Below are 11800 nucleotides of genomic sequence, written 5' to 3' on the forward strand. Positions count from 1 at the left end.
GGACAATGTCGCTGGTACGAAACACTTAGCTACCTCTCCCCCGGCCGGTCGATACCGGGAAGCTTTGGAAGGCCGAAAATCGAAAAGTCGCTGCCGCGCGCCGGCGCCTGGGTGCGGACCGCCGCGCGCAGCCTGGCCGAACGGGCGCGCGGATTGGCCGCCACCTCGGCGTCGCCGGCCGTCACGCCGCCGCCCGCCTTGCGGAACGTCGCGGTGCGCGCATGCGCCTCGGGCAGGTGACGCGAGCCGGTCGCGACATCGGCCCGGTCTGCGATGAAACGCTTGACGATGCGGTCTTCCAGAGAATGGAAGGTGACCACGGCGAGCCGTCCGCCCGGCTTCAGAGCGCGTTCGGCCGCAAACAGGGCCTTGGCCAGTTCGCCAAGCTCGTCATTGACAAAAATGCGCAGCGCCTGGAAGACGCGCGTCGCCGGATGGATCTTGTCCTTCGGCGCCCGGCCGATATGCGTCTCGATGGCGTCGGCGAGTTCCAACGTGCGCTCGAACGGGCGCTTTTCGCGGCGCGCCTCGATCATGCGGGCAATGCGTCCGGCATGGCGCTCCTCGCCGAGGAAGCCGAAGATGCGGGCAAGATCGCCCGGCTTGAAGGAATTGACGACGTCGGCGGCGCTGAGGCCCGATTGCGCCATGCGCATGTCGAGCGGCCCGTCGGCGCGGAACGAAAACCCGCGCTCCGCCTGGTCGAGCTGCATCGAGGACACGCCGATGTCGAGCACGATCCCGTCGGCGCTCTCGACATGTTCGTCCAGCGTCGAGAACGGCGCCTGCACCAGCCGCAGCCGACCACCCGACTGCACTTCAAGATCGCGCCCGGCCGCAATGGCATCCGGATCGCGGTCGATCGCCACCACGGAGGCGCCTGTCGCCAGAATGGCCCTGGTGTAGCCGCCGGCGCCGAACGTGCCATCAATGATGAGGTCGCCCTGCGCCGGCGCCAGTGCTTCGAGCACTTCGGCAAGGAGGACCGGAATGTGGCGGGCCGATCCGCCAACGGCGTGCCCATCTACGGCGCGAGGAAGGTCATCGCCGTGGCCTGCCGTCATTCCGGTCGCTCCCCAGGCTTCGTCCCCTGCCGAAGCTGCAAAAGCCGTGCCCGCGCCTGCGCCCCATAGGCGGCAAGCCGTCCCGGCTCCCAGATCTGAAAGAAATTGCCGCGCCCGACAAAGGCCACTTCCGCCGAGATGCCGGTGTGTTCGCGAAGGAAATCGCTCATCGTGATGCGGCCGTCCTGGTCGAGTTTCAAGAAGGTTCCGTCGCCATGGCAGAAGAACGACATATCGTCCGCCGTCTGCAGGAAGGGATCCTCGAGCGCTATGCGCTGCTCGTAGCGGTCGAGCAGGTCGAGCCCGCCGACATCCATCGCCGGCAGGTCCAGGCAGCGCAGCGCATAGAGTTCCGAATAGCCGCGCTTCTGCACGACGGCACGGAAATGCCCGGGAACGGACACCCGCCCCTTCGCATCGATCCTGCTCACCGTGTTTGACAGAAACCGGTCCATTAAACGCTACAGCCGCTTGCGCCGCCGCACCCCTCTGCATCTTGTCGCACGCGCCGCCGCAGCGCGTTCCCTGCCCCGTATCAGCCTCGTCCGCACAGGCAAAAACCAGCAAACGCGCAGCCGCCGCGGCTGCCCGATTGGCGTACGCTTTACCCTGACACGGAACGAAGGCTTTGATGTCTGGATGGGATATCATGGGGCACTATGGGCGTCAACGGGAATAGGCTTCACAAACACGCGCGCCCCGACCAAAGAGAGCAGCCGTGACGACACGTCTCGTCTTTATGGTCTATTAAGCCTAACGAAGCGTTTAGAGCCGCCTGGCCCAACCGGACGCGCCTTGCCGCGAGCCGCTGCCGGGCATAGCGTCTCGCCACATCCAGCCGGTCACCAACAGGGTCTGAAATTCGATGTCTGAAACAGCAAAGTCACGCGCTGCAGCGCTTCCTCACCTGCGTCGCAGCGGGCTTGCCATGGGCGATTCCATTCCCCTGCCGCTGACCATGGCCGCCATCTTTCATGCGCCCGGCGACGCCACCGGCTTCAACCAGTACGGGCGATTCAGCAACCCGACCTGGGACGCGGTCGAGCATATGCTGGCCCATCTGGAGGACGCGCCCTGCGTCGCATTCCCTTCCGGAATGGCGGCAATCTCGGCGGCGTTTTTTGCCGTGCTCAAGGCCGGCGACCGTATCCTGCTGCCATCGGACGGCTATCACACGACACGAGCGCTGGCCGAGCGCTTCCTCAAGCCGCTCGGCATCACCTATGATGCCAGGCCGACTTCGACCTTCCTCGATGGCGGCTTCGATGGCTATCGGCTGGCATTTGTCGAAACCCCTGCCAATCCGGGGCTGGATATCTGCGATATCGCCGCCGTTGCCGATGCTGTCCACAAAGCCGGCGCGATCCTTGTGGTCGACAACACGACCATGACCCCTCTCGGCCAACGACCGCTCGACCACGGCGCCGACATCGTCGTTGCCGCCGACACCAAGGCACCCAATGGCCATTCCGACGTGCTGTTCGGCCATGTCGCCAGTCGCAATGCCGATATCATCGCCGCCGTGACCGGCTGGCGCGAAGTTTCCGGCAGCATTCCCGGTCCGTTCGAAGCCTGGCTGGTGCACCGCGGCCTGGAGACACTGGATGTGCGCTTCGATCGCATGTGTTCCTCGGCGGAAGTCATCGCGCGGCGACTGCAGGGCCACAAGGCAATCAGCGGCCTGCGTTATCCCGGGCTTGAAGGCGACCCGTCGCACAACCTAGCCCGCGCCCAGATGGAGCGCTTCGGCTTTCTCATCTCTTTCGAACTCGCCTCGGAAGACAAAGCCGAGGACTTCATCAACAATTGTGCCCTGATGCAGGCCGCGACATCCTTCGGCGGCGTCCACACCTCCGCCGAGCGGCGCCTGAAGCGAGGCGATGCGGTCTCCGCCGGTTTCGTCCGCCTCTCGGTCGGCTGCGAGCCGGTGGAAGAGCTCTGGAAAGCGATCGAGACGTCGCTGGACGGGATCAGCGGCTCCCGGCTCGGATGAACGGCCGGACAGGCTTGAATCAACAGGCGCGCCCGAGGGCGCAACCTGCTGATTTCAAGAGATTTCTCTTGATATCGGGGGAGAGAAATTGCCAGCTGGCCTGTAAGCCGGGTTCTGTATGGCCCTCGTCCCTTGCGAGGCGAGAACGTGGCGGCCATTCATCTTGGGCGCATGTTGCCATGCGCCTCACGCAACCTACCCGGACGGTGAGCCGGAAACAGCCCTCGAGGGTTTCCCCTCGCACCGTCCCTATTCGGTCTTGCTCCCGGTGGGGTTTACCGTGCCGCTCCTGTTGCCAGTCGCGCGGTGGGCTCTTACCCCACCCTTTCACCCTTGCCCCGAATCCGGCAAGCCGGATCGTGGCGGTTTGCTTTCTGTGGCACTTTCCCTGGGGTCGCCCCCGCCGGCCATTAACCGGCACCGTGTTTCCATGGAGCCCGGACTTTCCTCACCCACGACCTTTCGGCGTTTGCGGGTGCGGCCGCCCAGCCAGCTGGCAGAGCGTATAAAGGGGTTCACGCCCGAAAACGCAAACGAAAAAGCTGACTTATGCGGGCGATCCAAGCGCAGCCATCTGCACCTTGACCTTGCCGCAATAGGCTGCCGACACGGGGTTCATCCGCGTTGCGGCGTGCCCGGCATTGTATTTCAGAATGGTGCCGCAGGTCGTGCCGCCACCGAGGCTCCGTGCCATGGCAAGGTATTTCATGCCGTATTTGATGTTGGTGTCGGGATCGAACAGGCCCTTGGCGGAGCCGCTATAGCCCATCATCCGAGCCGTGGCCGGCTTGATCTGCATCAGGCCGATCTCGCCGGCGCTGCCGACGATGTTGGGCCGGTAGTTGCTCTCGATCTTGATGACCGCCGAGGCGAGCGACACGGGCACGCCTTCGATCGCCGCATAGCGGGCAACGATTGCGGAATACTGGCCGCTGCTCGCCACCGCGGCCGTCGACTCCGCCGCGTTCCTGAGGCCGATCGATGCCGTTCTCGTCATGTCGACGGTCTTGCGGCCGCGCTTCGTCTGCCTTTTGGCGATGGACTTCTTCGGTTTGGACCAGCTTGCCTTTTCCGCTTTGGCGGAAGCCCGCTTCGTCTCCGCTTTGGCGGATGCCTGCTTTGTCGCCTTGGCGTCGTGGCCTGCCTTGCCGCTTTTTGCGGATACCACGGGAAACCCTTGATCGGCCCGCGGGCTGAATGACGCTGCATGCGCCGCACTGAAGGCAAAAGTCATTACGCCGGCAGCAAGAGCTGCCGTTAAAACGGTAAATTTCTGCATGTGATCCTGTTCTGTCTGAACCGCGCGAAGATGTTCACGCAGCAACGCCTAACCAACGTCGGAACAACCCGGGGGGGGCTTGGGGTCCGACATCTACACGTCAGCCGTTTGACGCCCGAATTGGTGTCAAACAAGGCCAGGCAAGTCACTTTGAGTGACAGCCTGTAACTTAAGGATTGGAAAGAATTGCTTGGGAGAGGTCTCCCGGGGATTAGCGCTTCACGGAAGCAAGCAGCCTTTGCAGCGTCCGCAGCGTCGAGCCGTCGGCAACGCCGTCCACCTTGCGCGGCCGGAAATGCCGTTGGAAGGCTTCGACCACCGCCTCCGTCTGCCGGTCGAAAACGCCGGATATTTCAACGCCATAGCCGTAGAGCGCCAGCATCGACTGCAACGCTTCGATATCGCCGCCGGTGTCGCCGGTTGTCAGAGTAGCGCCTCGCCTGACGGGGGCGGCCGTAACGAGATGGCCGACACCGGCCTCGAATAGCGCCCGCCACGGAAACTTCTCGCCGGGATCGATTTTGCGCCCCGGCGCAACATCGGAATGCGCGAGTACCCGCTCGGCGGCGATCGAATGCCGACCGGCGATCCCCCGGCACAGCCCGATCACGGCATCGATCTGCCGCCGGGGAAAACCGGGATAGCCCAGCGAATGCCCCGGATTGACGATCTCGATGCCGACGGAACAGGAATTGATGTCGGCGCATCCGAACCACGAACTCTTGCCGGCGTGCCAGGCGCGGTCGCTTTCCCTGACCATCTGCACGATATGGCCATTCTCGTGGACCAGATAATGCGACGAGACCTCGCTGGCCGGATCGCAAAGCCAGGCCTCGGCCCCGGCGCCGGTCGCCATGCCTGTGTAGTGCAGCACGATCATGTCGGGCCTGGGTGTTGTCTCGCGCCGCGGGCCGAAATTCGGCGATACCCTGACTTCGGCACGTGGCTCGTCGGGCAGAAAGCCGCTCATGCGTGGCGCAGGCCCCGCTCGATCATCTCGTAGGCGGCATTGATCGCCGCCACCCTGGTGGTCGCGATCTTGATGAATTCCTGAGGCAGGCCGCGCGCGATCAGCCGATCCGGATGATTGTCGGAAACCAGCTTGCGATAGCGTTTCCTGACCTCTTCGAACGGCTTGCCGCGCTCGATGCCCAGCACGACATAGGGATCCCCGGCGCCGAGATTGACGTGCCGGGCCATGATGGCTTCGTAATGCGCTTCGTCGATGCGGAAAATCTCGGCGATGCGGTGCAGGAAATGGCCTTCGCGCTCGTGCACCAGCCCGTCGGCCTTGGCAATGTGGAACAGACCGTCGAGTATGTCTTCAAGCATCACGCAGTTGGAATGCCCCGAACCGCACATCTGGGCCATCCGCTCGGCATAGGTTTCGAAACCGGCCACGTCGCGCTGGGCGAGATCGAACAGCCGCGCCACATTGCGCGTCTCCTTCGGCGGCACTTCGAATATCTCCTGGAAGGCGCGCACCTCGTCCTGGGTGACGATGCCATCGGCCTTGGCCATCTTGGCCGACAGCGCGATCATCGCCACCGAAAAGGCGACACGCCGGCGCAAATCCGCATCGCCGGAGAAAACCGTGCGCACAGCCTCGACAACGTCGACGACACCCGACGAGGTTGAGGATGAAACGCGGGTGATGAACTCGCCGAGGCGATCCCAAATCGACATGGCCTGCTTCTTAGAGCCACCGCTCCCTCCTATCAAGCCGGGACAGTGCCGCAGGCTTTGCGCGACAAATCGATCCGGCGCGCGAGAGGGATTGGCCCACGGCGCTCGGACGACATGAGAAAGGCCGGCGCGAGCCGACCTTCCTCATTCATCACAAGAAGTACTGCTTGCTCACTACTGCGCGGGCGCAGGAGCTGGTGTTGCCGGAGCCGGCTCGGCGGGCTTCTCGGGTGTGATGCTCTTCGTGGTCGAATTATCCGTTGCCGGAGGCGTCGCGGCCGGCGGCGTGGCTTCCGGGGTGGCCGGTTTCATCGGTTCCTCGGCGGCCGGCGGGTTGGTGCTCTGGGTGGTGGTGTTGTCCGTACCGCTGTCACTGCAGGCGGCGACGCCAAGCAAAGCCAAACCGGAAACGGACGCGAGAATGAGCTTTTTCATTTGTCTCTCCTTCAACACACGCTCACGTTGCCGTGAGCGGTCGAAGGACAAATGCGTCAGCCGGCCATGAGTTTCGTAACGTTGCGTTTCCGCATGTAACATCGTCTGGTTCATTTGCGATTGCCGCTCAGGCCGTAGCGAACTAACAGCATGTGCCGAAACACCGATCGAACAGAAGAGCGCCAGGGGCTGTCATGACCGAAAAATGGGATTTCTGGATCGACCGCGGCGGCACATTCACCGATATCATCGGCCGAGATCCGGAGGGCGGGCTGCACCCGCGCAAGCTTCTCTCCGAAAATCCCGAAGCCTATAACGATGCCGCCATCCAGGGCATTCGCGACCTTCTTGGCTTGTCGGCCGGCGACACGATCCCGAGCGGCCTGATCGGCGACATCAAGATGGGCACCACGGTCGCCACAAATGCGCTGCTGGAGCGCAAGGGCGACCGCGTGCTTTTGCTCATCACCAAGGGCTTCCGCGATGCGCTGAAGATCGCCTACCAGGCGCGCCCGGACATCTTCGCCAAGGAGATCATCCTTCCCGAACAGCTCTACGAGCGCGTCATCGAAATCAACGAGCGTGTGCGCGCCGATGGCTGCGTCGAACAATTGCTCGATATCGCCGCCTGCCGGCCGGCGATCGAACAGGCCAGGGCCGATGGCATCGATGCGGTCGCCATCGTCTTCATGCACGCCTGGAAATACCCCGAGCACGAGAAGGCGGTGGCGAAAGTCTGCCGCAAACTCGGTTTCAGCCAGGTCTCGGTCAGCCATGAGGTCTCGCCGCTGATCAAGCTGGTCGGCCGCGGCGACACCGCGGTGGTCGACGCCTATTTGTCGCCGATCCTATCGCGCTATGTGCAAAGGGTGGCGGGAGAGTTGGGTGCGGCGCCAAGCTCCCCTCTTGTGGGGGAGAGCGATCGATTCCCCCGCCTGATGTTCATGATGTCGTCGGGCGGTCTCACCGCCGCCGACATGTTCCAGGGCAAGGACGCACTGCTGTCAGGACCAGCCGGCGGTGTCGTCGGCATGGTCGAGACGGCCAGGCTCGCCGGCTTCGACAAGGTCATCGGTTTCGACATGGGCGGCACCTCGACCGACGTCGCTCACTATGACGGCGAATATGAGCGCGCCTTCGACACCGAGGTCGCCGGCGTGCGCATCCGCGCGCCGATGATGCGCATCCATACCGTCGCCGCCGGCGGCGGCTCGATCCTGCATTACGAGGCCGGCCGCTTCCGGGCCGGGCCGGATTCGGCTGGCGCCAATCCCGGCCCGGCAGCCTACCGGCGCGGCGGCCCGCTCGCCGTCACCGACGCCAATGTGATGCTGGGCAAGCTGCAGCCCGATTTCTTCCCGGCCATTTTCGGACCCGGCCAGGACCAGACGCTCGACGTCGAGACGGTACGGGCAAAATTCGCCGCACTCGCCGCCGAAATCGGCGACGGCCGGTCGCCCGAGTCTGTCGCCGAGGGCTTCGTCACCATCGCCGTCGAAAACATGGCCAATGCCATCAAGAAGATCTCCGTGCAGCGCGGCTACGACGTCACCGAATATCTCTTGAACTGTTTTGGCGGCGCCGGCGGCCAGCACGCTTGCCTGGTCGCCGATGCGCTCGGCATGGAAGCGGTGCTGATCCATCCCTTCTCAGGTCTTCTGTCGGCCTATGGCATCGGCCTGTCCTCGGTCTTTGCCTCGCGCCAGCAGGCGCTGCTGAAACCGCTTGCCGAAGAGTCCAGAACGGAGATCGGCAACCTCATTGCCATCTTGAGGAAAGCCGTTGTCGCAGAACTCGCGGCGCAAGGCATCGGCGAGGATACGGTCGCCACGAAGCCGGTGCTGCACATTCGCTACGACGGCACCGACACGACACTGCCGGTGAATTTCGAGGCGGATTCGATTTTCCAGGCCAGGCGCGATTTTGAAATCGCCCACAAGGCGCAGTTCGGTTTCGTCTATGACGACAAGCCGATGATCGTCGAGACCGTCGGCGTCGAAGGCACCGACACCGGCGGCACTGGGCGCGACGAAACTGAATCGCGAACCGAAGACCTTGCCGTAAGCCCTTCACAGACCCGCGAAATCTTCACCGAGGGAGAGTGGCGCACTTCACCCATCTTCCGCCGCGAGGCGCTGAAGCCGGGAAACAGGGTTGCGGGACCTGCCTTGATTATCGAGCCGAACCAGACAATCGTCATCGAGCCGGGCTGGCTGGCCGAAATCACCGCCAGGAACCACGTGCTCCTGCACCGCGTCGAGAAAAAGCGCCGGCAGGCAGCGCTCGGCACCGAGGCCGATCCGGTCATGCTGGAGGTCTTCAACAACCTCTTCATGTCGATCGCCGAGCAGATGGGCGTCACGCTGCAGAACACCGCCTATTCCGTCAACATCAAGGAACGGCTGGATTTTTCCTGCGCCGTCTTCGACCGGACCGGCGCGCTGGTCGCCAATGCGCCGCACATGCCGGTGCATCTCGGCTCGATGGACCGCTCGGTCGAAACCATCATCCGGCTGAATTCCGGCGACATCCACCCCGGCGACGTCTTTGCCCTCAACGCACCCTACAATGGCGGCACGCATCTGCCGGACATCACTGTCGTGACGCCGGTCTTCGATGATGCCAAGGAAAGAATCCTGTTCTGGGCCGCCTCGCGCGGCCATCACGCCGATATCGGCGGCACGGCACCCGGCTCGATGACGCCGCTCGCCACCACGGTCGACGAGGAAGGCGTGCTGTTCGACAATTTCCGCATCGTCGACCGTGGCCGCTTCCGCGAGAAGGAGCTGGAAACGCTGCTCACCGATCACCGCTATCCGGCCCGCAATCCGCACCAGAACATCGCCGACCTCAAGGCGCAGATCGCCGCCAACGAAAAGGGCGTAGCCGAACTGCGCAAGATGGTCGCCCATTTCGGCCTCGATGTCGTCGAGGCCTATATGGGCCATGTCCAGGACAATGCCGCCGAAAGCGTGCGCCGCGTGCTGGAGCGGCTGCCGGATAGTTCTGAGTACGAATACCCGACCGACACCGGCCAGATCATCAAGGTGAAGATCACGGTCGACCGGCAAAAGCGCGAGGCGACGGTAGACTTCACCGGCACCTCGCCGGTGATGAAGAACAATTTCAACGCGCCCGAGCCGGTGGCCCGCGCCGCCGTGCTCTACGCCTTCCGCGTCATGGTCGAGGATATGATCCCGATGAATGCCGGGTGCCTGCGGCCCATCAACATCATCATTCCCGATGGCTGCATGCTGAAACCCGCCTACCCCGCCGCCGTCGTCGCCGGCAATGTCGAGACCTCGCAGCATGTCACCAACGCGCTGTTCGGCGCCATGGGCGCCATGGCCAACGCCCAAGGCACGATGAACAACCTGACCTTCGGCAACAAGACGTATCAATATTACGAGACGATCTGCTCCGGCTCGCCGGCCGGCCGGATGAACTCGGGCCGCGGCTTTGCCGGCACCTCCGGCGTCCACACCCACATGACCAATTCGCGCCTCACCGATCCCGAAGTGCTGGAGCTGCGCTTTCCCGTTCTGCTCGAGGATTTCCACATCCGGAAAGATTCCGGCGGCAAGGGCAGATGGAGCGCCGGCGACGGCACCAAACGCACCATCCGCTTCCTCGAAAAGATGGAATGCGCGATCCTGTCCTCGCACCGCAACCGGCCGCCGCAAGGGCTGGACGGAGGCGGCGACGGCGAGGTCGGCTCGACCAAGATCCGCCGCAAGGACGGCACGATCGACCTGCTGAAAGCCTGCGACCAGACCATGTTGCAGGCCGGCGACGCCGTCATCCTGACGACGCCGACGCCGGGGGGATTTGGCAAGGCCTGAAACCGCTTGACTGGCTCGCGCCTCCCGGCCGCATTTATCACCAGCTATTCGGCGGCGATGCTAGCCTAGTAGGCTATTGCGCAGATGATAGCGGCTGTGATCGCCACCTCCTACTTCCCCGCACCATCGGAGCATTCTGACATTCTAGGGCACGTGGGACCGCAACCATTCAGGATTCCGCTATACGCTACCATTCGACAATAGCGAGCCGTTCACACGGTAAGAAAAGGTTTCGAAAGGCATTTCTCTACAAGTCTCGCTTGCTTCAATGTTCACAGCGATGTTGTAATGGCTTCGACTCCGGGGGGTTGGATGCGGAAGATTTTTCATGGGTTTTACGAGCCCACCAAAAAGGAATTAGACAAGATCTGGAAGACGGGACTTCTGGTCCCGGATACAAATGTCTTATTACACCTATTCAGATTTATGCCCGCTAGACGGGCGGAAGTCCTTGCTGCATTTAGGTCATTTGGGGATAGACTGTGGTTGCCTCATCAGGCCGGTGCAGAGTTCCAGGCAGACGGGCGCGATGCTGATTCGACCAATAGAGCGGCATATCAGAAGCTAAAAGATGAGCTGCTAAAGAAACGCAATGAGGTCGAAGGGGCAATTGGCGCGTTCTCCAGATTCGATCCTTGGCCCCAAGGATCCTCTATGGACGAGATCGGCAAGTTCTTCGAGCGCCTGACCCTTGAAGTTGAAACTGCCGTAAAGCAGCTTCCTGAAGCTCTATCGGTTTTCAAGGACGTTACTGACATCTTCGATGGAAAGGTAGGGAAGCAACCAGTCGACATCGAACAGCGACGGAAAGAAGCGCTGCGACGTTTCGATGCGAAAATCCCCCCCGGTTATAAAGACAAAGGCCGTCCGGGCGATTATCTGATTTGGGCTGAAATGAAGGACAAGGCAAAGTCGGCTCAGCTTCCGGTCCTTTTTGTCACTGACGATAACAAAGAAGACTGGTGGGCACGACATGATGGCAAGACCCTGGGACCAAGGCCTGAACTCAGGCACGAGTTTTTCGAAGCGACTGGCCAGTTGTTCTACGCATATTCGCCATCGCGCTTTTTAGCCTTCGTATCCAGCGAGGACGAAGAACTGGTTTCCAAGGAAACAGTGAAAGAGATGGAGAGAGTTCAAGAAACAAGAGAAATTCCTAGACGTTCAATTTTGTTTAGACATAGCGAAATGCTGAATCTCGTGACCGTCCTTGCCCTTCATACGGCTAAAAGCGAAGATGAAATTATAAAAACTGCTATGAAAATCACTAAAGTGTCGGGGAGAATTTCGGAGGAACAATCTCTTAGAAGAACCGGTGATGGGAATTTAGATGACTGGGAATTCAATTCCCTGGAAGAGCATCTTGAAAAACTATCCATAGAAGCACAATCAATTTTCCAAAACAAAAATAAAGACGATCCGGAAAAAATAAACACGTGGTATGCGTTCAGTAAACTAATAGATTGCTTTTCTTACAGCGAATATTGGGACCAGATTCCAA

At 61.8% G+C, this 11800-nt stretch carries 9 protein-coding genes and 1 other RNA gene; 3 read left to right on the forward strand and 7 right to left on the reverse strand.

Going from position 1 to position 11800, the window contains the following annotated elements:
• Nucleotides 1–29: 29 nt before the first annotated feature.
• A complete protein-coding gene (rsmH, locus tag EN969_RS04045) occupies nt 30–1064 on the reverse strand; it encodes a 16S rRNA (cytosine(1402)-N(4))-methyltransferase RsmH (RefSeq protein WP_027160638.1) in 1035 nt (344 codons plus the stop codon).
• Nucleotides 1061–1519, reverse strand: a complete 459-nt coding sequence (mraZ, locus tag EN969_RS04050) for a division/cell wall cluster transcriptional repressor MraZ (protein ID WP_063168314.1) — start codon at nt 1517–1519, stop codon at nt 1061–1063. Before mraZ ends, rsmH begins: the two co-directional genes overlap by 4 nt.
• Before the next feature lie 410 nt (nt 1520–1929).
• Here mraZ and EN969_RS04055 point away from each other — a divergent pair, with 410 nt between their 5' ends.
• A complete protein-coding gene (locus tag EN969_RS04055) occupies nt 1930–3057 on the forward strand; it encodes a cystathionine gamma-lyase (RefSeq protein WP_013530947.1) in 1128 nt (375 codons plus the stop codon).
• 87 nt (nt 3058–3144) lie between these two features.
• Here the strand turns inward: EN969_RS04055 and rnpB are convergent.
• From rnpB to EN969_RS04080, 5 genes are all read right to left on the reverse strand, one after another.
• Nucleotides 3145–3554, reverse strand: an RNA gene (rnpB, locus tag EN969_RS04060) — RNase P RNA component class A.
• 50 nt (nt 3555–3604) lie between these two features.
• Complete coding sequence (locus tag EN969_RS04065; RefSeq protein ID WP_013530946.1) at nt 3605–4336, reverse strand: lytic transglycosylase domain-containing protein; 732 nt, start codon at nt 4334–4336, stop codon at nt 3605–3607.
• A gap of 211 nt (nt 4337–4547) precedes the next feature.
• Nucleotides 4548–5306: an N-acetylmuramoyl-L-alanine amidase gene (locus EN969_RS04070; RefSeq protein ID WP_013530945.1), complete on the reverse strand. Its 759-nt coding sequence runs from the start codon at nt 5304–5306 to the stop codon at nt 4548–4550.
• Complete coding sequence (locus EN969_RS04075) at nt 5303–6022, reverse strand: DnaJ family molecular chaperone (protein WP_013530944.1); 720 nt, start codon at nt 6020–6022, stop codon at nt 5303–5305. The genes EN969_RS04070 and EN969_RS04075 overlap by 4 nt, the downstream gene beginning before the upstream one ends.
• Before the next feature lie 174 nt (nt 6023–6196).
• On the reverse strand, nt 6197–6571 hold the full coding sequence (locus tag EN969_RS04080) for a hypothetical protein (RefSeq protein ID WP_244514312.1): 375 nt from the start codon (nt 6569–6571) through the stop codon (nt 6197–6199).
• A gap of 80 nt (nt 6572–6651) precedes the next feature.
• Between EN969_RS04080 and EN969_RS04085 the strand changes: the two genes are divergently transcribed.
• Both EN969_RS04085 and EN969_RS04090 read left to right on the forward strand, forming a co-directional pair.
• Nucleotides 6652–10299 (forward strand): hydantoinase B/oxoprolinase family protein, encoded by a 3648-nt coding sequence (locus tag EN969_RS04085; RefSeq protein WP_063168484.1) that lies wholly within the window; start codon nt 6652–6654, stop codon nt 10297–10299.
• 426 nt (nt 10300–10725) lie between these two features.
• Nucleotides 10726–11800 (forward strand): PIN-like domain-containing protein (locus EN969_RS04090; protein WP_245467408.1); only part of this gene is annotated, 1075 nt, incomplete at its 3' end.

Source organism: Mesorhizobium sp. M7A.F.Ca.CA.003.01.2.1 (assembly GCF_003998945.1).
In the GTDB taxonomy this organism is placed as follows: domain Bacteria; phylum Pseudomonadota; class Alphaproteobacteria; order Rhizobiales; family Rhizobiaceae; genus Mesorhizobium; species Mesorhizobium ciceri.